This window comes from Bradyrhizobium betae (genome assembly GCF_008932115.1).
GTDB lineage: Bacteria > Pseudomonadota > Alphaproteobacteria > Rhizobiales > Xanthobacteraceae > Bradyrhizobium > Bradyrhizobium betae.
This window is the reverse complement of the sequence record NZ_CP044543.1, coordinates 5,338,648-5,359,460: the sequence shown is the minus strand read 5'-3', so window position 1 is coordinate 5,359,460 and position 20,813 is coordinate 5,338,648. Positions and strand designations below refer to the sequence as shown.

Sequence of the window (20,813 nt, the reverse complement as noted above, 5' to 3'; positions counted from 1 at the left end):
CCGCAGCGGATAACTCCGTGCGGGCTGACCGGCTTATTTCGATGATGCCATTATGCAGGTGTTTTGCCCGACGCGTCAACAATATTTTTAATAATCCGAAATGCGACCTGTGGGTATTTCAGCCTGAGAGGAAGCCCCGCCAGCACAGGACTTCAACGCCCCGTAGGTTGTGCCTTTTCGGCGATGGCATCGTCGGCGCGAGGGGTGGCATGGCCTAGGCCACTCAGATGAAGCTGCAAGGTTAACTTTGCGCCTCACTCCTCCGCGAGCTTGCCCTCAATATACGCATCCACCGTCTCGGCGAACGAGCGCTGCACGCCGACCGCAAAACCGTGCTGGTCGAGCGCATCGCGCTGGAGCACGCGCAGGCCGCGCCCGCGGGCGCTGACCGGCGCGGTGTTGAGATATTGATCGATCGCGCCCTTGGCGAGCGGGATGGCCTTCGGATCGCCCCTGGCGATCAGGAGCCGCAGCAGGCTCTGGCATTCGGCCAAACCCGGCATGGGATCGGCCTTCAGCGCTGCTGCGATTTCGGCTTCGGCCGCCTGACCGGCTGGGTGTGGGTGCCGAACAGAGCCAAGAGAAACGCGACTTCTTCCTTCGAACCGATCTGGATCATGATGATCTCCTTTTCGCTTGGTTGGTCGAGGCCAGCGGACGAGGCGTTCAGGACAATCGGGTTTCAGGATTGTTTCAGGCGTGTTTCGTCGAAGACGCGCGAGAGGCCTTCTGTTGCAATACCATCCAGCTTCATCGCGCCCTAACCGGATTGGTTGAGCCAGGGTTGACGGGATAGCTCAAATGCACCGAGCCGGATTCGGCGGAATGAAATCTCTCCGCGCCACGCTGGCACAGGTCCCCTGCGATGGGCGCATGGGCGAGATGGAGAGACGTCGATGTACTACGTCGCCGCCGCATTGCTGGTGCTGTCGGGGCTGTCCTACTCCGCGAGCCATCACGAGCTCGGACAGTTCGGCGCGAACATGTGCAGCTATGGCAGCGCGTTCTGCGACAATCCGGTGGTCGTCTTCACCGGCGCGGCGCTGGCCGCCGCCTGGGGCATGTTCGTCAGCATCAAGTAGCGCGCCGCCGAAGCCGTTACACGCCCAGCTCCTTGCGGACGGTCGCGGCCGAGTTGCCGACCTTGTCGACGGCCTTCTGCAAGTCCTCCTTCGACACCCCGAGCGCATGGGTCCAGTACTTGACCTCGAAGGCCTCGTGCATGTTGATCTTGCTGCGGTCGGGCTGCTCGCGCTTCGTCAGATTGTCCATCGGCCAATTCCCTCGCTTCCTCAGACGGGAAACGCCGTCACCGGCAGGCCGTTCCTCGGCGAGCTCCGGCAATTATCAGAGCATGATCTCTTCGGAAAGCCGCTTCACACCTTTCCGGATCATGCTCTAGGGGACGAACACCTCGCTGGTGTCCATGCGCACGTTGCGGATGGCGCGAGAGGCCTCCATGGTGGCACGATTGCCTGGCAGCATGAAGCTCAGCAGCAGCGAACGCCGCCGCGCGCCGGAGCGGTTGCAGGTCGCGCCATGCGGCAGATCGGCGTCGAACACCAGGATGTCGCCGGCCTCCCCCGCCGTGATCAGGGACAAGGTCTCGTCCGGCTCGGTTTGATCAGGATGTTCCTGATTGAGATATCCTGGGTCGAGATGGCGCGGAACGACTCGCGTCGCGCCGTTGTCGGGCCCGTAAGCATCGAGGAAAACCAGGGCGGAGACGGATTTCATACCGGCGCCATCGCGATGCAAGCGCTGGTGGCCGCCGTCCTTGAGCGGCTCGCGACCCTCGACCTGCGACAGAAAGAATGGCTCACCCAGCATCTGCGCCGCCGCCGCGAGCAGCGGCGGCAGGCGGCAAGTTTGCTGCACCAAAGGATCGAGATCGACGAGGGCGTGTCGCCAGCCCGGACCGCGGGGCGCGGCCCATTGGTCGCCGGTCCCTACGCCCGCATCGAAGGCGGCGCGCAACGCATCGCGCCACGCCGCAGGCACGGCGCCTCGGAGCAGGAGATAGCCGTCGCGCTCGAGAGCCGTAGCCTGCTCCGGCTTCAGCAGCTCGACCTTCGTGCGCGGCAGGCCATTCATGGGTGGAGCATGGCTCATGGCGCTCAATACAATCTTACCGTGCGCCTCGCAACAGCAGCATCGCGCATCGCCGAACGGACGTGCGTGCAGCCTCGACCGTCGATCCGACTTGACCCCGGACACGCACAACAAAAAGCCCGCGACCGGCGGCGGTGCGAGCTTCGACGATTTCTGTGATGATACAACTCTACAGGTGTTTTGCCCGACGTGTCAACGAACGCCGGACCACCAGCGCTCGCAGGCGACGGGACATCGATTGGCCGACTAGACCGGCGACAATGCCGCCGAGATCTGCGAGGCGATGATGAAGGCCCCGAACACGGCCGGCACGCTGATGAACCGCAAGAACTGGTCTATCGAAAGCATCTGTCCCCCCAAGACATGCTGCAACAACAAAGCGCCTTCGCCCGCCGCGCTACTCCACCCCTTGCGCGACGTGCTGATCGGCCGTCAGAAAGCGATCGGAAATGGCGGCCCCGCTCATCGTGAGCATCGCCAGGAACGAAATCATCGCCAAGAATTTCATGGCCGGAAGATCGGTCCCGATTGTGACCAAAAATGTCAGAGAACGGCGCGATTTCAGGAAGATTCAGGGAACGATCATGACTATCCACATCGGATTCCACGGAGTTTTCCAGCAAACCGGGCCGAACGATACTTGCTGCCGCGCCTCGGCGGGCTTCACGGTGATCGGTCGTTAGCCTAACAATTGTGGCTGAGCTCGGGCTTGTGATCCGAGCCTCAAAAAAGCAACGCCCGGCCGGGCGACAGGGAGCGATATGACCCAATCCTCAAAAGCAACAAGTCTTGAAATCCTTGCCTGCGACGCTGGCTGGAGAAACTACCACTTCGTCAAGCTGACGACGGAAGACGGCATCGTCGGCTGGAGCGAGTTCGACGAAGGCTTCGGCTCGCCCGGCGTCGGCGCCGCGATCCAGCGCCTGTCGGCTCGCGTGATCGGGCAGAACGTGTTCCAGCATGAGCGAATTTACGCCGAGCTGTTCGCGGCCACGCGTCCCGCCGCAGGCGGCGTTGTGGCGCAAGCGCTCGGCGCGATCGAGAACGCGCTGCTCGATGCCAAGGCGAAGTCTCTTGGCGTGCCCTGCTACGAGCTGCTAGGTGGCAAGATCCGCGACCGCGTCCGGGTCTACTGGTCACACTGCGCGACCTGGCGGATCAATCACCCCTCCTGGTATCAGCCGCCGATCGAGAACCTCGATGGCGTCAGGGCGATGGGGCGCGAGGTGCGCGAGAAGAAATTCACCGCGCTCAAAACCAACATCTTCTCTTATGACGACGGCAAGCCGACCGGCTGGCGGCCGGGTTTCGGCTCGCCCTTCGCGCCAGAGATCAATGTAGACCGGAAGATCCTGCGCGACCTGCGCATGCATCTCGAGGCCATCCGTGACGGCGCAGGCCTCGATATCGACATCCTGATCGATTGCAACTTCAACGCCAAGACCGAAGGCTATCTGAAGATCCTGCGCACCATCGCAGACCTCGACATGTTCTGGATCGAGATCGACAGTTTCAATCCGGAGGCGCTCGGCTACATCCGCAGGCAAAGCCCGCATCCGATTTCGTCCTGCGAAACGCTGTTGGGCCTGCGCGAATTCCTACCCTATTTCCAAGAGCAGGCGATGGATGTCGCGATCATCGACACGCCCTGGAACGGCGTCTGGCAATCGATGAAGATCGCAGCCGCCGCAGAAGCGTTCGAGGTCAATGTCGCACCGCACAATTTCTACGGCCATCTGTGCTCGATGATGAACGCGCATTTCTGCGCCGCCGTGCCGAACCTGCGCATCATGGAGATCGACATCGACCGCCTCGCCTGGGACCGCGAGCTCTTCACGCACGAGCCGGAGATTCAGAACGGGCACCTGATCATCCCGGACCGTCCCGGCTGGGGTACCGAGCCGAACGAGGAGGCCCTCCGCGCGCATCCGCCAAAGACGAGCGGCGGCCTTCTCAACTACGGTCGCAAGAGCTGAGGCGTATTACGGCGTCACGGGATTGACGGTCGGGGACGTTTTAGGGCCCGGCCGCTCCGGCTCGACCGGAGATTTCGGCTCGGTCGGAAGCACCTTGGCGCCAACAGCGTGCGCGGCCTCGCCCGTGGTTGCATACATCGCAACATGAGCCGGCTGCGTCTTGGCGCGGCTCCACGGTCCGTGATCGACGATCAACATCGCAGCAATCGTCAAGCCGGCCACAATCAGCGCAATGACGCCGGGATGGCGAAGCGCTGAGGACATGGAGTTTGCGAAGCGGTCAGTTGCCATCGAAGGGACCCGTATGTTTTCCTCTCGCGGGTTAATTCAAATGCATCCCGCAAGTTCCGCCTTTCGCTCAAGCAAGTTGAGAGCCAGTGGGCGGAACTCGATAGCCTTTGCGCAATCACTTTTTGGAAACCAGCCGCGCATCGCTCCTGCCAATCGCGAGCGATTTGTACAGCGCAGCGTGTTGGATGGCGTCGTCACTCGCCCGGAGCGATGGCGTTGCTCGGCGTCGGACGATCGGTAATCTGCTGCCCGAACAGGCTGCCGATCAGCTCGACTGCAGTCCGCGCGGTGCGACCGCGCTCGTCGAGGAACGGATTGAGCTCGACGATGTCGACCGACCCCACCGCGCCGGAATCGTGCAGCAATTCCATGATCAGATGCGCTTCGCGATAGGTCGCCCCGCCCGGCACGGTGGTGCCGACGCCAGGGGCCACGCAAGGGTCGAGAAAATCGACGTCGAAGCTGACATGCAGCACGCCATTGCACGCCTTGACGCGTTCGATGACGCGCCGGATCAGAACGGCGACGCCGAACTCGTCGATTTGGCGCATGTCGATCACCCTGATCCGGCGCGCGCGCATCAACTCCCTTTCGAGCTTGTCGATCGAACGGGCGCCGAACAGATCGAGCCTGTCAGGATCGATCGAGACGCGCGGATCATCGCCGAGCAATCCGTCGAGGCCGGGCTCGCCGCACAGGAACGCCGCGGACATACCGTGCATGTTGGCCGTGATCGTCGTCTCCGGCGTGTTGTAATCGGCATGCGCATCGAGCCAGAGCACGAACAGCTCTCGCCCGCGTTCCTGCCAGTGCCGAGCCATCGCATTCACCGATCCCATCGACAACGTGTGATCGCCGCCGAGGAAGATCGGCAGCGCGCCAGTCTTGGCGATCTCATAGCCTCTGCGACTCAGCACGCGCGTCCAGCGCTGGATTTCGCGATAGTGATTGGCTTTCCCCGGCGGCCGGTCGGAAAGATCCCGGACCTCGGAGACCGAAAGATCACCGTAGTCGACGACTTCGAGATCGAGGCCCTCCAGAAGCGTCATAAGACCCGCAGTGCGTAGCGCCGCGGGGCCCATCAAGGTGCCGCGCTGCGAAGCGCCCATGTCGATAGGCGCGCCGAGCAAGGCGATGCGCCGGGTTCGATCCGTCACGATCCGATCGGTCACGGCAATCTCCTGAGATCAGCAAGGCCGTACGAGCCTAACAGAGATTCGCGTCCCTCGTTTCACGGGGATGCTTCCTGCTGGAACAAATTCCCGCACGCCGCATTCTCTTTGCAAGGCCGGCACCCGCCGTTCATAACGGCGCCTGTCGCGGATAGCCAAAGGTCTTCGGGCCCGCTGTTCAAAACGAGCGCACGCGCGGATAGCCAAAGGTGCCGGCCTCGTTCACCATCAGAAGCGGAGTTGACGAAATTGAGCACGGAAATTCCGCAGCCTACTGCCCAGCCCGGCATGGCCGAACGCGCCATCGACGCCGCATCCGACGTATCCCACACGATCGGCGAGGTCGCAGGTGGCCTGCGCGCGGCCGTCGATCGCGTCACCACCGCGATCGATGAGGCACGAAAACCCGGCCGACCGCTATCGACCGTCGCGGCGATCACGCGCGAAGCGCCGCTCGCCAGTCTGTTCGTCGCTTTTCTCTTTGGCATAGCGGTCGCGCGCCGGCGCTAGCGCTAGCGATCAGAATCGCAGTGGTTCAGGCGGCGCTGACAGCTTCGAGTTCGGGCGCCAGGAATTGCTTCTCGAACGCTTCAGCCGGCATCGGACGGCCGAAGAAATAGCCCTGCCCTTCCTCGCATCCCATGCTGACCAGAAAGTCAGCCGTGGCACGATTTTCGATGCCTTCGGCCACGACCGTGAGTCCGAGCTGCTTGCTGAGTCCAATGGTCGAGCCGACTATCGCGGCGTCGTCGGCATCGGCGAGAAGATCGAGCACGAACGACCGGTCGATCTTGAGCCCATCGAGCGGAAACTTCTTCAGGTAGCTCAGGCTGGCATAGCCGGTGCCGAAATCATCGAACAGGACGCGGACGCCGAGTTGCTGGATCCGCTTGAACATGTCGAGCACGCGACTTTCGTCGTGCAGCAGGATGTCTTCCGTGACCTCGAGTTCGAGCAGTGACGGCGTGAGCCCCGTCACTTCGAGCAGTGCCGCTACGGTATGCGCGAGATCGCCGGAATGAAGCTGCGACGGCGACAGATTGATCGCGACACGCACGCCGTTGCCTGACATTTCCCACGCACGCGCCTGACGGCAGGCGGTCTCCATCACCCAGTTTGCGATGCGCTCCGACAGTGCCGAGGTATTAACCACCGGCATGAACTCTCCAGGCGACACGTAGCCGCGCACCGGATGCCGCCAACGGATGAGCGCTTCCGCCCCGACCAGGCTGCCGTCGACCAGACGGACCTGGGGCTGGTAGAACAGTTCGAACTCGCAGCGATCCGCAGCAAGCGCCAGTTCACTCTCCAGTGTCAGCCGGTTCTCCAGCGCCTGCCTGATCGCACTCTCGAAGATCACATGGCTGCCGCGCCGTGTCGTCTTGGCGCGGCTCAGCGCGAGATGGCCGTTGCTCAGGAGATCGTCAGCGTTATGTCCCCCGTCGGGATATACGGCGACGCCGATGCTGATCCTGACGCGGTGCTGCCGGATGCCAGTTGCGAGCGGCGCTTCGAACGCATGCGCGATCCGTTCCGCGAACTCCGCAATCGGCTCGCCTGTCTCAGTGCAATCAAGGGCGATGGCGAATTCATCGCCGCTGAGCCGGGCGACGATCGCCTGACCATCGACTTCGGTCCGAAGACGTTCGGCGACGGCCCGTAGCACGAGGTCGCCGGCCGAATGTCCAAGCATGTCGTTGATCTGCTGGAAGCCGTCGAGCCCGAGCACGAGCAGCGCGACGTCGGAGGGTCGCCGTTCCGCCGCGGCGATCAGATTGGCGAGACCCGCATGCAGCATGTTGCGGTTGGCAAGACCCGTCAATGCATCATGTTCGGCGAGATACCTGACGCGTTCGGCCTCGCGCTTGCGAACCGAGATATCGCGCAGGATCGCTCCATACTGGAACCCTTCCGTTCCTTGCCAGCCCGAGAAGCTTGCCTCGACCGGAAACGTCTCGCCGTTCTTGCGGCGCCCTTCGAACTCGACGACGACGGCCCCACCTGGAACCAACAGCGCCTGGCGCGCAGCATCGCGCATGGCAAACGGCCTTGCGCCACCGGCTGCGGGCACTGCACAGAGAGTTTCGAACGGACGCCCGATCATTTCTGTCGGCATATAGCCGAAGATCGCGCTGGCGCCGGGATTCCACACCGTGATCCGGTGTTCCTCGTCGGTGCAGACGAGACCATCGCCGAGTGACATCGCGATGCGATGAAAGCGGCTCTCGGCAATACGCCCCAACAGGCTGCGGAAGTCGATCTCGTCGAGCGCGATCGCCGTCAGATAGGCGATGACCGCGATGTGAAACAGCGACGTGTCGATGATCAGCGGCCACCTTGCCTGCACAAAGGTCGCGGTCAGTTCGACACCCGCGCCCGCAGCAACCAGGATCGCGACACGGACGCCCGGTGCAAAACGGCGCCACGAATACATCATCAGAAGACAGATCAGGCCCAGGCCGGCGATCATGCCGACGTCGGACGTCCAACGCAGCATCCGATTCTGGAGGATCGATTCTGCCGCCAGCGCCTGGAGGACGGGGCCCGAGACGATCTTTCCGTTTGGAACGCTGAACCGGTCGCCCAGCTCGAGCGCCGTGGCGCCAACGATGACCTTCTTGTCCCTCAGCTTTTCCAGGGTCGCGGTATCGCCGCGCAGCACGTCGAAATAAGAGACACTCGGGATGGAGGCCGCGCGAATGCCAAAATCGATCAGGAACGGCGGCCGCCGATTCGCGTCCTGCCCGGCCAGCACGACGGCCATCGACGGCATCAAGGCGTCGCCGAGCTTCTCGCCGACAGGATAACGGCGGACAAGCCCGTCGGATTCGACCGCGACATTGACGACGGCCGGCCACGACTGGTTGCTGAATGGCTTCAGGGGGCGATTGATGTGAGCCGCGCCACCATTCGGGGTCGGCTGCTTGAAGGACGGCAGGATCGTCGAGCCGCCGACCTCCCGAAGCGCATTGACGAAGGCCTCGTCGGAGGCGGGATCCGACGGCGTGCTGAAATCGACGTCAAAGGCGACGTCCTGCGCTCCCGCGGCCTCAAGCCGGCGCAACAGCTCGGCGTGCAGCCGGCGTGGCCAAGGCCACACCCCGATCTGGTCGATTGACGGTGCGTCGATGGCCACCACGACGACATTGCCGCCGGCGGCACGTGATTGCCAGGTGAACCGCAGATCGGTGAGCGCATTGCGAAGCGAAGTGTGCCATCCCGTAGACAGCACGACCGCCAGTGCGATCACGACGAGAATATGCGGCCGATAGCGTTTCACGTTGCTCCCCTGCACCGGTGATACTTGCCGCCGGGTGCTCCCCTACGCGGACGGCGCGGTCCTAGTGATGGCCCTTGCCCCAATACCAACCATAGTGGTGGCCATCGTTGCCATTTCCGTTGTTGCCGTTATTCCCGTTTCCGCTATTGCCGTTGTTGCCACCATTGCCGTTGCCGGTCGCGCCGGTCCCGCTGCTGCCGGTTCCGGAGGTTCCGCTCGACACATCGCTGGTCGAACCGGCGGTGGTCGCAACAGTCGTCGTTGCAGTTGACGAGGTCGATGTGGCGGCGGCCGCGGGTGCACTGCTGCTCACCGTGACTGCGGTTACGTTGGAGCTATTGGAAGCAGCAGTCGTCATGCTTGCTTTCGTATCGCTCCAGACCGTCTCAACACCGGTGCTGGCATTGGCATTTCGCACACGCCCCGGCGCAACGGCGCCGTGGGCGAGCCCATTCGTGACCTTGTGAACGTTCAACTTGACTTCGCCGAGCGAGCTCGAGATGCGCACGACGCCCCCCTTGGGTGCCTGCCCCCCGGCCGCCTGATGCGATTGCGTCGGAGCGCCGGCCGCCTTGGTCCCCTTGTCGATCGGACCGAGCGCGTGGATCGCATGGCCGTTGGCCGCATTACGTGGGGCGGTCAGGCCCGATTTCGGCACCGGGACACGCTCGATCGTCGAGGCGCGCGGCTTGCCGTGCTCGATCGGATTGAAAGTCCCCGCCCCACTCAGGCTGAGGCCGGGTTTCCCGTGCTCGAAGGCGGTTGCCGATTGTCCCGGCATGACCTGGGCGATCTGCCCGGTCTTGAAGTCGGAGACTTCGACCTGACCGCGGAGCACACCAACCTTGGTGGTGCCCGCGCCAACGGTGACGCTGAATTGCGTTCCTTTGACCACGGCGGCGAGATAAGGCGTCTCGACCTCGAAATGCTTGACGTTTCGCTTCTCGACCTCGAGCAGGATCGAGCCCGCCTGTTGAATGATGGTGGTTGAGAACCCCTCTTTCTTCTCGGCCGGCAAGCCGACCACCGAGTTGGGAGAGATCAATATCGTTTCCTCGCCGCGGACGAGCAGCACGCGTCCGTTGCGCCCGGTGCGAATGGTATTGCCTGACTTGAGCGTCTCGTCCCGGTTCAGCGACACAGGCTGCGCGCCGTCGGTTGCAACCCAGACCTCGCCCGAGGCCTTGCTCACCGACCAGACGCCATCGTCCGCGGCAGAAGCGGCGGAAGCCGCTCCCAGCACCAGCGCAGCCATCAAGGCGCGCAACAGTCCAATCTTGCCGAACATGACGATCCTCAGTCCGCTTAACAGCCGGACATGAGGCGTATCCGAAATCACTCAAGATCCGATTAGCCGGAAGTGGCAATTCGAACGGCCGCATTAACCTTTCATTGACCATAAAAAACTAAGAAAAATCATGCGGCTAACGATTCCTTACCAGCCCTTTGGGACCTCTCCGTCGAACTACGGAGGACGGCTCGCGCAGGGCGTAGCTGGAAGGTATCTCCTTGCCGCACTGGTGCTGCTCGCCCCTACGTTTGCGGGAGTTGCGCAGGCCCTCGCGCAACAGGCGAACCAGCCGGGCTTCGATCCGCGCCAGCCCGAGAAATACTTTGAGAACCAATCCGAGCAGGAAACGCTGAGCCGTCCTCCGGTCAAGCTGCCGGCGGTCGGCCAGCCCAACACTGGCGGCGACACCAAGCCGCAATTCGTGCTGCGCGGCATCAATGTCAGCGGCGCCCATGTCGTCTCGCGCGACCGCATCACCGCGGCTTATCAGTCTTATCTCGGCAAGAAGGTCTCGCAGGCGGACCTCGCTGCGATCGCCGGCGCGATCAGCGATCTCTACCGCGCCGACGGCTTTCATCTGAGCCGGGCGATCGTTCCGCCGCAGGACATTGCCGACGGCCGCGTCCGGATCCAGGTGATCGAAGGCGCGATCGTGCAAGTCGAGCTGAAAGGCGATGGCGCCGAGCAGTTCGGCGTACGACCGATGCTCGGGCCCGTCCTGGCCGAGCAGCCGTCGCGCCTGGCGACGCTCGAGCGCCAACTCTTCCTCGTCAGCGGCAGGCCAGGCGTCCGGATCACTGACACTGCACTGGAAGAGATTGGCGGCGCGACCGGCCGCTTCCGCCTCATCGTCTACTTGAAGACCTGGCACGTCTTTTCGTCGTTCGGTCTGGACAATCTGGGCTCGTCCTCGGTCGGTCCCTGGCAGTCCTATGCAACCGGCGCGTTCAACTCCTACCTCACGCCCGGTGACACGCTGGCGGTCAACCTGTCGACCATCGCCAACGATCCTCGCGAGCTCGGCTTTGCGCGGTTGTCCTATGACGCGCCCGTCGGCGTCGATGGCGTACGCCTCGGTGCCTCCGTCCTCTACAGCGCGGTGCGGCCGGGCGATGCCCGCCGCCTCGTCAGCGACATCACCACGACCGAGGCTTTCGAGGTGCGCGCCAGCACCGTGCCCTTCATGTCGCAATCCTCGGGGCTGACGCTCACCGCCGCCGGGACCTTCAGCAACGTGTCCGAGCATGACATGTACGGTCCCTGGTACAACGACCACATCAGGACCGCGAGCCTGACCGCCGACTACCGGCTCCAGGATCGCTTCGGCGGCACCAATTTCGCGACGCTGACCTATCGCCAGGGCCTCGACATCTTTGGCGCCTCGCATTTCGACGACGATCTACTGTCGCGCGATGGCGCCTCGTCGAATTTCTCGGTGCTGAACGTCTGGTTCACGCGCTATCAGACACTCAACGACGCCTGGTCGCTCAAACTCTCGGCCGCGAGCCAGACCGCATCGCGGCCGCTGTTCACCTCGCAGCAATTCTATCTCGGCGGCGCGGCTTTTGGCCGGGGCTATGGTGCAGCCGAGATCAGCGGCGACAATGGTCTTGCCGGCTCGCTCGAGCTGCGCTTCGATCAGAAGCTCAATTTCCGCTACTGGACCGGCTATCAGCTCTACGCCTTCGGCGACGCCGGCGCTGTCTGGAACGACGGGTACCGTCTGAGCGACGGCCTGTCGCTGACCTCCGCTGGAGCCGGGGTGCGGTTCTTCCTGCCGGACGAACTCCAGCTCGATCTCGGCGTGGCCGTCCCCTTGAGCTATCGGGCGCCGGACAACGAGCGCCGCAGCCCACGCTTCCTCTTCACGTTGTCGAGCGCGTTCCGGCTCTGCCCCGAACGCGGCAGGGGCGGCTGCCTCTAGCCGCGCGGCCTTGGCCGCTGCAGGGCCCGATACACCGCATTTGCGGCCTTGCGCACAGACTTGCCTAAATTTAATCCCCTAACCTGCTCACGATCGCTCGATTGGGGGGCTTCCAATGACCATGTTCAGCCTAAAGTGATTTGAGACGGGACCATGAAAAGGGTGTTTGCAATCCTGGTTTTTCTCTGCGTCCTCGGCGTCGGCCAGTATTTTGTCGTCAGCCGGTTCGCGATCCGCCATGAGATTTTGACTCTGTTCGATGCCTCGCGGCAGCGCCCGATCTCGGTCGAAATCGCGGTGCGGCGCGACTACGAGACCAAGGCCAATCTCGGCCTATGGAAGCTGCCGCTCGCCATCATCAGCAACGGCAACACCGTCAAGGCCACCGAGTATTCCTTTCTCGCCAACGTGCTCGCTGCGCGCGGCTATCTGGTTGCCAGCATCCAGCAGGACCTGCCGAGCGATCCGCCACTGATGACCCATGTCGGCCAGCAATATGTCGGCCGGCGCGAAGTCTATATCCGCTGCGAGGCCAACATCCTTTTCACCCTGGCCGAACTGAAGAGGCGACAGGAGAACGCCGACTACGACCACGTCACCCTCGTCGGTCATTCCAATGGCGGCGACGTCTCCATGTATGTCGCCCATCAGCATCCGGAACTGGTGTCGAAGGTGATCACGCTCGACAATTTGCGGGTCCCTTTCGTGGTCAGCGACAACATGAAGATCCTGTCGTTTCGCTCCAAGGATCCGCATTTCCAGACCGATCCCGGCGTGCTGCCGACGCCCGAAGAGGCCAAGGCGCGCGGTATCGATATCGTCCACACCGGTGCGCAGCACACCGAGATGAGTGATCGCGGTCCCGATGCGGTCAAGGAGAAGATCCAGGCGACGCTCGACCGCTTCCTGCGTGACAGCGCCAGCAGCGCACTCGCGCCGGCCGATACGAGAAGCCCCATGATCATGAACCCCGGCGACTATTAGCCCGGAGCGCTTTGCGGCAGATCAAGGAGGCTCCGGAACTGCTGCGATAAACAGGACCCTGCAATCTCCCGGAGAGAAACTTGTCGCAGTATATCGAACGCCTTGATATGAAAAGTCTTGGCCTGCCTGCAGCAAGGACGCCGGGATTCGCGCGGCATCTCTATCGTTCGACCCGCAGGCTGCTGCGATCGATTATCGCCCGCATCGATCTGTCGCAATTTCCGGGGTCGTGCTGCGGGTGAACCCCGCAGTTGCAAGCCAATACATGAGGGATGCCGTATGCGTCAGCATTTGAGACGAATTTGCCTGTTGCTTGCCGTGGCCTCGAGCTTCGGCATGTCGTCCGCCCTCGCCGCCGATGCTGATCACGGCGCCGATCTCGCCAAACGCTGGTGCGCAAGCTGCCATGTCGTGGCGAACGGCCAAGCCACGGCGAGCGCCGACGTTCCCTCTTTTGCCTCGGTTGCACGCAAGCCGGATTTCAGTCCGGAGAGGCTCGCCTTCTTCCTTCTCGATCCGCATCCGAAGATGCCGAATTTTCCCTTGAGCCGGACCGAAGCCGGCGACATCGCAGCCTACATCGGATCACTGCGTTAGCAGTGTGCCTATCGGGGGCGACATATGCCCCAAATGCAAATCCCTGCCGGAGGACCGACAGGGATCAGCAGAAAGGATGATGGACGGCGAATGAAGTCCATTCGGTGGCCCATCATGGACCTACGCTAGCAACGAAGTGCGGATCTCCACGCCACGCAAGATCAATTTGTGGGCACACAGCGTCAGCAGCGGAAATCAGGACTTCCCCTTGCCTGACTGCATCAAACTGCCGGTCATCTGGCGCATGTGATCCCCGGCACTGGTGAACTGGCTGCGCAGGAAGTCGGACTGGATTCGCATTGCTTCCTGAAGGTCGGTGGCATGCACGAGCTTGCGCGCGTGCTCGAACGCCGACTTCATGTTCTGCTCGGTGAACACGAGCGCCTGCTTCGAGACCTCCGTGCCCGCTCCGGGAACCGACGTCATCGACTTGGTCGCGGCTTCGAAAAACATGCCGAATGCCTTTTCCGCCTGGTCAATCGTCTTCTCGGCCAAGTCGCGCAGTTCGGCTGGAACTTCGATCTTCGGTTCGATCATGGTCGCACTCCTCCCCTTTTTCCAACTGAATACCACACTTGCGGGATCCCGTTCCAGCGGCCAGCCCAGAGGATACCGGGGGAACAAGCTTCGCCCCGCGGCCGGATTTGGCAAGAAAACGAAGGAGAACGCGCAAGGCCTGCGCGCGGCCCGGGTCAGAACAGGGGATGCTCGGGGAGCGTTTCTTCGCTGGCGAGGTCTTCGACGAGCTTGATGACCTCGAAACGCTGTCGCGGCGCGAGCTTCAGGAAAGCGCGGAGCAAGCGCAGACTTTCGACCGTGCTGCTTGCAGGCGCGCCGAGCTTGAGGTGCAGTTCAGCCGCGAAATTGAGGTTCTTCATCTCGCACCTATGACAAGCATCGGTCTTCCTGATCAGACATAGGAGGCCCTCTCGAACCCGAACACCATGACCGGCCGCCATGATGAGGACAAACCTCTCGGCCCGGGCACCCGGCGGGCCAGCACACTGAACGACATCTCCAGACGGACAGGCCCAACCGAATAGGTTGCAACTATGTCAAGGAACAACCCTTCCGGCAAGCCCAAGCGTCGCTGCAGCGATGCTTCGTTTGCATCGCACCACGGCAATTCCGGATAACAGGAATATGGACTGCCGTCACCCGCCTGCGTCAAGAAGCGGCATCACCCACGCATGCAGCCTCGATCGATGTCAACCGGCTTGGCGTTTCGGCGTGTTTCCGCTGTGAACGGAGATTGGCAAACGCAGATTAAAGTTTCTTCAGAGTATACACGTAATTGTTGAGTCCAACCTCGGCGGTTGTGTCGTCGACGAAATGAACGTCGATCTCGCAGCCGGTCTCCAGGGTCCTGATCCGGGCGCCGGAGAGACCGAGCGAGGTGGCAAGTGCCTTCGGGTCGGCTTTCTTGTCGGTACGCCGCATCTCGTCGAATGCCCCCTGGAAGATCATGTCGGGACCATAGTCCGTCACCTTGTACTGCGGCTTTGTGCAGGCAAAGGGACGTGGCCCCGAGATCTCTCCCGCCTTGAAGACAACCGCCTTGCCCATCAACCGTGCCCGCTCGGCGTCGTCAGGCTTGCGGTGCGGATCGGCCCACGGCGCGACCGTGGCAGCCGTGAAGGTCCAGCGGCCGATGTAGAAGGGATCGGCCGCCGCAGCCGAGCCCGCCCAACCAAGCGACACGAGAAACCAAACCGTGCCGGTGAATTTCATCTGATGCTCCCCGCTCTACTCGACTTGGACGCGGCTCTTCGCATCGGGGTTCATCGCTCCCGATATGTGTCCACCCGTGAACCGTCGGTCGAGGTCGAACGACCAAGCGGTTGCGACACGGCCACGCAGACCACGGGCGCCATGGCTGACGGACTCTGCGACTCGGGCGCGCCTCAGCACCAAAGGACGACGGCATGCTTTCACGCTGCGATCTCATCAAGGGCGCCGCGGTCGCGCTTCTCACACTCTCGATACAAGGCGCATGGGCGCAGGAGACAAGGATGAACCTGTTCAAGATCGTCACCATCAAGGACGAAATCGTCGTCGGACTGTCGGCAGAGGAGCTTCAGGCGCTCGGCGGCAACGATGCGAGCGCGGTTGCTCACGCGCTCGCCCAGAAGGGCGATCTCACGGTCTGGCAATACAACGTGCATCGCGGCCCGAACGGCGAAATGCAGCAGACGCCGACCGCCAAGATCGGGCTTCTGGCCAACGCCTCACTCCGTGTCGAGCCTTATACAACGCCTTACCAGATCGTGCCGCACCCGTAAGCAGCGAATCGGCGCGCCGGCGGCCGGGACCGCTGGCGCGCCGCCATCATCGGCGCCGCTCCGCGCGCTGAGTCATCCCCTTCGTTGCAAAACCGTAGACCAGCGCCAGCCGGTCAAGGCATTCGCGAAAGCGGCGCGCAAAATAGTCGTTCCAGCGCTGGGTCCGGACGGCGCGGCGCTGCCCGATCTGATCCATGGTCAGCCCAAGCACCAGCACGTCGTGCACCAGCGCGGCGCCGTCGGTGCCGAGCTCGCGCTCGACCCGGTTCAGGCGCAGCACTGCCTGCCGCTGGCTCTCGGTGACAGGCTCGCGCGAGCGCGCGCCATCGACATATTCGCGGGTCGGGTCCACCGCCTGGGGCCCGCGCTCCGCCGTCTCCCAATCGTTCTGGAAGGCGCGTCCGCCGCGATATTGTGCCTCGTCGATCTGGTGATGCGCGTGCAGCCGCCCGAGCGGATCGCCGCGGACCGACCGGATCGCCACGATCTTCTCACCGGGATCGAGTGCCAGCGGATTGTCGACCTCGACCTCCGCCACCTCGGCATTGAACGGGACCTCGCGCGACCGTCGGTCGTAGATTTCAGCCAACCTGTAGGATTTGTTGCGTCGGGCACGTGCCACTCGGATACTCCTTGCAAAATTGACGATTGCAGATCGACGATTGAACGGCTGGCAGCCTCCTCAGGCCGCCGAGACCAGCCTCAGCACGACGGGACCGCTGGCACGGACTGCCGCGGCTCCATGTCTGCGGGTCAGGCCGGCATGCGGCGTGCAGTAGCTGGACCCCGGCTGGCGCGGATGGCCGCAGAACGCGATCTCCTCGCCGTCCTTGTCGCCGCCATAGGGGTAGCGGCAGTCGCCCGGCGCGAGTTCGACCAGAGGAATCAGGCGCGGCTGGACGCCGACACAGCGCAACTTGACCGGCGCGGCGGGCTTCATTGCGGACTTCGGCGGCGCGTTCAGGTTCGGCAACACCGATTGTCGCGGCGAAATCGGACCGGCCTGCCCCGGCGAAGACGGCACGATCGACGGGCTCGGCATCCACGCCGGCACAATGAGCCCCAGCCGCTTGGCTCGGCCGATCACCGCACCGCGCGAGTAAGCCGTTCCAAATCTTGCGTTAATCTCCCGTCCTATCTCCGCATAGGACAATCCCTTGAGAAAATAGTCACGAAGCGCGTCGGAATGCTCCGACGACCAATGGCCCGGTTCCATGCTGCTGTCCTGTGATGCGCCTCCACCGGTCGCAGGACCGGGAGGCGAAACGCACATTCCGGTATTCCGAAGAACATGTCAAGCAACAATTCTGATATTCATAATTGCAACAATTCCGAATTTCGGATTACAAGAGGCAAGACGATGAGCATTCGAGGGAATCACCATGTTGGACGTTGCGATGATCGAGCGGGGCCTGGAGAAGACGGGCAAGAGCAAGGGCGGACTGGCTGCGGCCATGGGTGTGCGGCCCGGCGCGGTGTCGGAGATCCTCGGCGGCGAGCGACTGGTAAAGGCGTCCGAGATCATTCCGATTATGGAATATCTTGAGCTCAACCTTGCGCCGATCATGGGCCGGGTGGGCGCCGGCGCCGTGATCGAGCCGGATTATGAACAGGTCCCTCCGGAAGGTCTCGGCGAGATTGCGCTGCCCTTCCCGATCATGGAAGAGACAGTGGCCTTCGAGATCGTGGGCGATTCGATGCTGCCCAAATACGAGAGCGGCGACGTGATCGTGGTCTACAAGGACCAGCGCCATCCGCTGTCGAGTTTCTACGGTGAAGAGGCCGCGGTTCGCCTCAAGACCGGCGAGCGCTATTTGAAGACCATCGAGCGGGGCAAGTCCCCCTCCGTCGTCAATCTCACCAGCTTCAACGCCAAGCCGATCGTCGGCGTGAAACTCGAGTGGGTGGGGGAGATCTGCCTGTCCATGCCCAAGGGCCAACTCGAGAGGCTGCGCGCCAAATCGGCCCGCCCCCGCAAAAAGGGCAAGTAGACCGCCGATTTCCGATTTTTGGAAGTTGACCTTGACTTAATTCCGTTTTTCGGAAATACTTTGCCGCGCCTCGGCCGTTGGGGCGCGGCAGAGATGTTTCCATGCAGTATTTCGTTGTGATGATCGACTACGGGCGGCGCGGCCGCGAAGCAGTCGTCGACCCCGAAGTCACGCGACGCCAGGTGATCTCCCGCGTCGCCTCGGGTGAATATCAGAACATCTCGTTCATTCACGAGATCGCAGAAAATTCTGTTGAGGACGTGACTGAAGCCATCCTGACCGAGGCCGCCCTCCCCCAAGTCCCGCCTGAAGATGTCGACCTCCAGGCAATCCGCCTCGACCACGCCCGCGACCTGCGCAAGCACGAGCGGACGTGACGCAGGCCTTTGCTGACCTGCGCCACTCGCCAGTCGAGGACTAGACCGTGAGCACGGTCGATCCTGTGGTCTTGCGCGCCGCGAGATCGGCGTGCGCCTTGGCGGCGTCCTTCAGCGGATAGGTCTGGTGCACCTCGATCTTGACCGCGCCGGATTTGACGACGTCGAACAACTCGTTCGCCATCGCGACCAGGGCCTCGCGCTTGGCGGCATAGGTGAACAGCGTCGGCCGGGTGACGTAGAGCGACCCCTTCTGCGCGAGCAGGCCGAGATTGAGCGGCTCGACAGCGCCGGAGGACGCACCAAACAGCGCGGCGACGCCGAGCGGCGCGAGACAGTCCAGTGACTTCAGGAACGTGTCCTTACCGACGGAATCATAGACCACCGGCACCTTCTTGCCGCCCGTGATCTCGTCCACGCGCTTCACGAAATCCTCGCGCGTGTAGATGATGACATGGTCGCAGCCATGCGCCTTGGCAAGCTTGGCCTTCTCGTCGCTGCTGACCGTGCCGATCACGGTCGCGCCGAGATGCTTGGCCCACTGGCTCAGGATCAGGCCGACGCCGCCGGCCGCAGCGTGGAGCAGGATGGTATCCCCGGCCTTCACCCGGTAGGTCTGCCGGATCAGATATTGCGTGGTGAGGCCCTTGAGCATCATTGCCGCCGCAGTCTTGTCATCGACACCGTCAGGCAGCTTCAGGAGCCGATCGGCCGGGATCAGCCGCGCCTCGGAATAGGCTCCGAGCGGCGAAGCACCATAGGCGACGCGATCGCCCGGCTTCAGATCGGCGACGCCGGGCCCGACTTCCTCGACAATGCCCGCCGCCTCGCTGCCGAGACCGCTCGGCAATTGAACCGGATACACACCAGAGCGATTGTAGATGTCGACGAAGTTGAGACCGACGGCCGTGTGGCGAATGCGTGCCTCGCCTGGCCCGGGCTTGCCGACACTGACTTCCTCCCAGACGAGGACTTCAGGACCGCCGGTCTTGTGGAAACGGATGGCATGCGTCACGGGCGTTGCTCCCTTATCGTTGCAGTGATGTCAAAGAACCTGATCGGCCGGAGAAATAGGCATTTGGTCCGCCCGTTACAGTACAGAGACGTAACAAGAATGTCACAGCGAACGACAAACACCTGCCGTTCCGCCTCTGTTCGAAAGAGTTGATGACGGCATCGGTTTGACCGGCAGTAGCCTTAGCGCGGGGTTTGGTGGTCGCCTGCGAAGGAGAGCCGAGATGCCAGCTTATGTACAGCATCATCAGGATATCGAAATCGCGCCTGTGATTTGCCCGACGTGCATGGGGTTCCTGCCGATGTATGTTCGCGAGGTCGAGCCGCATTGGACCCTGGCCAAGATCGACTTCATCTATGAATGCGCCGATTGCGGCGCCGAGGTCCGGCAGACCATTCGCAAGCCGGAGCTGCTGCGGCACTGACTGCGGTCGACGCACCGCTCAAGTATTTGCGTTGAGCGGAAAAAATGCCGCTGACGCGGGTCTGGTCCTTCCCAAACGAGGCTTGTTCTTTGCCGTGAACGCAGGCAGAACAAGCCTCAAGCAAGACCTTTGGGAGCGCCAATTCGTGGCTGAACAGAAGCCCTCGACCGCGATCGAGGCAGTGGAGAGCGGCCTCGCCGCGCAGGGCTACATCGCGAGCCGGCAGATTGCGACCGCGGTCTATTTGTCGCAACAGATCGAGAAGCCGATCCTGGTCGAAGGCCCCGCGGGCGTCGGCAAGACCGAGCTTGCCAAGGCGATTGCCGCCTGGCGCGGCATGAAAATGATCCGCCTGCAGTGCTACGAAGGCCTCGACGAGGCCAAGGCGCTCTACGAGTGGAAATACGCCAAGCAGCTTCTCTACACCCAGATTCTGAAAGACAAGCTTGGCGAAGTGCTCGGCGGCGCGCAGACGCTGCACGCAGCGCTCGGCCAGCTTCATGATTTCGGCGACGTGTTCTTCTCAAAGGAGTTCGTCGAGCCACGGCCACTGCTCCAGGCGCTGGAGCAGCCGGGCGGCTGCGTGCTGCTGATCGACGAAATCGACAAGTCGGACGCCGAATTCGAATCGTTGTTGCTCGAGATCCTGTCCGACTTCCAGGTCACGATCCCCGAGCTCGGCACCGTCTCGGCAATCACGCCGCCCACCGTGATCCTGACCTCGAACAGCGAACGTGACCTCGGCGACGCCTTGAAGCGGCGCTGCCTGCATCTGCATATCGGCTTCCCCGAGCAGCGGCTGGAAGAACGTATCGTAGAGAGCCGCGTGCCCGGCATTTCGCAGACACTGCGCCGGCAGATGGTCGGCTTCATCCACGAAATCCGCTCACTCGATCTGAAGAAGCTGCCCTCTGTCAGCGAGACCATCGACTGGGCGCGCGTGCTGGTGCTGTTGCAAGCTTCCGAGCTCGACACCGAGATCGTCAAGGACACGCTCAATGTGCTCCTGAAATACGAGGCTGACATCGAGGCGGCTCAACCCCAGATTACGACCTTCATTGCCAAGGCAGCACGATCCAACGTCTTCGGTTGACGCC

Annotated in this window: 25 protein-coding genes; 12 read left to right on the top strand and 13 right to left on the bottom strand. The window is 62.7% G+C overall.

Annotation, left to right across the window (positions count from 1 at the left end; genetic code table 11):
• Positions 1-254 precede the first annotated feature (254 nt).
• Positions 255-503, bottom strand: coding sequence for a hypothetical protein (locus F8237_RS25715; protein ID WP_151649041.1), 249 nt, complete (start codon positions 501-503; stop codon positions 255-257).
• A 393-nt stretch (positions 504-896) separates the two neighbouring features.
• Between F8237_RS25715 and F8237_RS25705 the strand changes: the two genes are divergently transcribed.
• Positions 897-1,082 carry a hypothetical protein gene (locus tag F8237_RS25705; protein WP_151649039.1) on the top strand — a complete coding sequence of 62 codons (186 nt, stop codon included), beginning with the start codon at positions 897-899 and terminating at the stop codon, positions 1,080-1,082.
• Between the two features lie 16 nt (positions 1,083-1,098).
• On the opposite strand, the gene F8237_RS25700 is transcribed toward F8237_RS25705, so the two are convergent.
• Complete coding sequence (locus F8237_RS25700) at positions 1,099-1,272, bottom strand: DUF3606 domain-containing protein (protein WP_151649038.1); 174 nt, start codon at positions 1,270-1,272, stop codon at positions 1,099-1,101.
• A 126-nt stretch (positions 1,273-1,398) separates the two neighbouring features.
• Positions 1,399-2,094, bottom strand: a complete 696-nt coding sequence (locus tag F8237_RS25695) for a phytanoyl-CoA dioxygenase family protein (protein ID WP_151649037.1) — start codon at positions 2,092-2,094, stop codon at positions 1,399-1,401.
• 467 nt (positions 2,095-2,561) lie between these two features.
• On the opposite strand from F8237_RS25695, the gene F8237_RS36680 reads away from it, so the two are divergent.
• Positions 2,562-2,795 carry a hypothetical protein gene (locus F8237_RS36680; protein WP_154696371.1) on the top strand — a complete coding sequence of 78 codons (234 nt, stop codon included), beginning with the start codon at positions 2,562-2,564 and terminating at the stop codon, positions 2,793-2,795.
• A gap of 78 nt (positions 2,796-2,873) precedes the next feature.
• Entirely contained in the window at positions 2,874-4,088 is a 1,215-nt protein-coding gene (locus F8237_RS25685; protein WP_151649036.1) for a mandelate racemase/muconate lactonizing enzyme family protein, read from the top strand.
• Between the two features lie 6 nt (positions 4,089-4,094).
• Here F8237_RS25685 and F8237_RS25680 read toward each other — a convergent pair whose 3' ends face one another.
• On the bottom strand, positions 4,095-4,379 hold the full coding sequence (locus tag F8237_RS25680) for a hypothetical protein (RefSeq protein WP_151649035.1): 285 nt from the start codon (positions 4,377-4,379) through the stop codon (positions 4,095-4,097).
• Between the two features lie 194 nt (positions 4,380-4,573).
• The gene (gene rocF / locus F8237_RS25675) at positions 4,574-5,551 is read right to left on the bottom strand and encodes an arginase (RefSeq protein ID WP_151649034.1); all 978 of its coding nucleotides are present in this window, start codon (positions 5,549-5,551) and stop codon (positions 4,574-4,576) included.
• Positions 5,552-5,800: 249 nt separating this feature from the next.
• Between rocF and F8237_RS25670 the strand changes: the two genes are divergently transcribed.
• Positions 5,801-6,061, top strand: coding sequence for a hypothetical protein (locus F8237_RS25670; protein ID WP_151649033.1), 261 nt, complete (start codon positions 5,801-5,803; stop codon positions 6,059-6,061).
• A 25-nt stretch (positions 6,062-6,086) separates the two neighbouring features.
• On the opposite strand, the gene F8237_RS25665 is transcribed toward F8237_RS25670, so the two are convergent.
• Both F8237_RS25665 and F8237_RS25660 read right to left on the bottom strand, forming a co-directional pair.
• A complete protein-coding gene (locus F8237_RS25665; RefSeq protein WP_162006214.1) occupies positions 6,087-8,831 on the bottom strand; it encodes an EAL domain-containing protein in 2,745 nt (914 codons plus the stop codon).
• A 61-nt stretch (positions 8,832-8,892) separates the two neighbouring features.
• Entirely contained in the window at positions 8,893-10,119 is a 1,227-nt protein-coding gene (locus F8237_RS25660; RefSeq protein WP_151650669.1) for a FecR family protein, read from the bottom strand.
• Positions 10,120-10,249: 130 nt separating this feature from the next.
• Between F8237_RS25660 and F8237_RS25655 the strand changes: the two genes are divergently transcribed.
• From F8237_RS25655 to F8237_RS25645, 3 genes are all read left to right on the top strand, one after another.
• On the top strand, positions 10,250-12,046 hold the full coding sequence (locus F8237_RS25655; protein ID WP_151649031.1) for a ShlB/FhaC/HecB family hemolysin secretion/activation protein: 1,797 nt from the start codon (positions 10,250-10,252) through the stop codon (positions 12,044-12,046).
• A gap of 153 nt (positions 12,047-12,199) precedes the next feature.
• Positions 12,200-13,030 (top strand): alpha/beta fold hydrolase, encoded by an 831-nt coding sequence (locus F8237_RS25650; protein ID WP_151649030.1) that lies wholly within the window; start codon positions 12,200-12,202, stop codon positions 13,028-13,030.
• Positions 13,031-13,309: 279 nt separating this feature from the next.
• On the top strand, positions 13,310-13,627 hold the full coding sequence (locus F8237_RS25645) for a c-type cytochrome (protein WP_151649029.1): 318 nt from the start codon (positions 13,310-13,312) through the stop codon (positions 13,625-13,627).
• A 195-nt stretch (positions 13,628-13,822) separates the two neighbouring features.
• On the opposite strand, the gene F8237_RS25640 is transcribed toward F8237_RS25645, so the two are convergent.
• The 3 genes from F8237_RS25640 to F8237_RS25630 form a co-directional block, all read right to left on the bottom strand.
• Positions 13,823-14,164: a phasin gene (locus F8237_RS25640; RefSeq protein WP_151649028.1), complete on the bottom strand. Its 342-nt coding sequence runs from the start codon at positions 14,162-14,164 to the stop codon at positions 13,823-13,825.
• Between the two features lie 155 nt (positions 14,165-14,319).
• Positions 14,320-14,505: a hypothetical protein gene (locus F8237_RS36135; protein WP_162006213.1), complete on the bottom strand. Its 186-nt coding sequence runs from the start codon at positions 14,503-14,505 to the stop codon at positions 14,320-14,322.
• A gap of 388 nt (positions 14,506-14,893) precedes the next feature.
• On the bottom strand, positions 14,894-15,358 hold the full coding sequence (locus tag F8237_RS25630) for a hypothetical protein (RefSeq protein WP_151649026.1): 465 nt from the start codon (positions 15,356-15,358) through the stop codon (positions 14,894-14,896).
• Positions 15,359-15,552: 194 nt separating this feature from the next.
• Here F8237_RS25630 and F8237_RS25625 point away from each other — a divergent pair, with 194 nt between their 5' ends.
• Positions 15,553-15,909, top strand: coding sequence for a hypothetical protein (locus tag F8237_RS25625; protein ID WP_151649025.1), 357 nt, complete (start codon positions 15,553-15,555; stop codon positions 15,907-15,909).
• Between the two features lie 46 nt (positions 15,910-15,955).
• Here F8237_RS25625 and F8237_RS25620 read toward each other — a convergent pair whose 3' ends face one another.
• Both F8237_RS25620 and F8237_RS25615 read right to left on the bottom strand, forming a co-directional pair.
• On the bottom strand, positions 15,956-16,531 hold the full coding sequence (locus tag F8237_RS25620; protein WP_151649024.1) for a hypothetical protein: 576 nt from the start codon (positions 16,529-16,531) through the stop codon (positions 15,956-15,958).
• A 60-nt stretch (positions 16,532-16,591) separates the two neighbouring features.
• Positions 16,592-17,125, bottom strand: coding sequence for a GcrA family cell cycle regulator (locus F8237_RS25615; protein ID WP_151649023.1), 534 nt, complete (start codon positions 17,123-17,125; stop codon positions 16,592-16,594).
• 166 nt (positions 17,126-17,291) lie between these two features.
• On the opposite strand from F8237_RS25615, the gene F8237_RS25610 reads away from it, so the two are divergent.
• Both F8237_RS25610 and F8237_RS25605 read left to right on the top strand, forming a co-directional pair.
• Entirely contained in the window at positions 17,292-17,900 is a 609-nt protein-coding gene (locus F8237_RS25610) for a S24 family peptidase (RefSeq protein WP_151649022.1), read from the top strand.
• Between the two features lie 101 nt (positions 17,901-18,001).
• A complete protein-coding gene (locus F8237_RS25605; RefSeq protein WP_151649021.1) occupies positions 18,002-18,277 on the top strand; it encodes a hypothetical protein in 276 nt (91 codons plus the stop codon).
• Between the two features lie 40 nt (positions 18,278-18,317).
• Here F8237_RS25605 and F8237_RS25600 read toward each other — a convergent pair whose 3' ends face one another.
• The gene (locus F8237_RS25600; protein ID WP_143841008.1) at positions 18,318-19,292 is read right to left on the bottom strand and encodes a quinone oxidoreductase family protein; all 975 of its coding nucleotides are present in this window, start codon (positions 19,290-19,292) and stop codon (positions 18,318-18,320) included.
• A 223-nt stretch (positions 19,293-19,515) separates the two neighbouring features.
• Between F8237_RS25600 and F8237_RS25595 the strand changes: the two genes are divergently transcribed.
• Both F8237_RS25595 and F8237_RS25590 read left to right on the top strand, forming a co-directional pair.
• Complete coding sequence (locus F8237_RS25595) at positions 19,516-19,716, top strand: hypothetical protein (protein ID WP_151649020.1); 201 nt, start codon at positions 19,516-19,518, stop codon at positions 19,714-19,716.
• 145 nt (positions 19,717-19,861) lie between these two features.
• Entirely contained in the window at positions 19,862-20,809 is a 948-nt protein-coding gene (locus F8237_RS25590; RefSeq protein ID WP_162006212.1) for an AAA family ATPase, read from the top strand.
• The last annotated feature ends 4 nt before the right edge of the window (positions 20,810-20,813 follow it).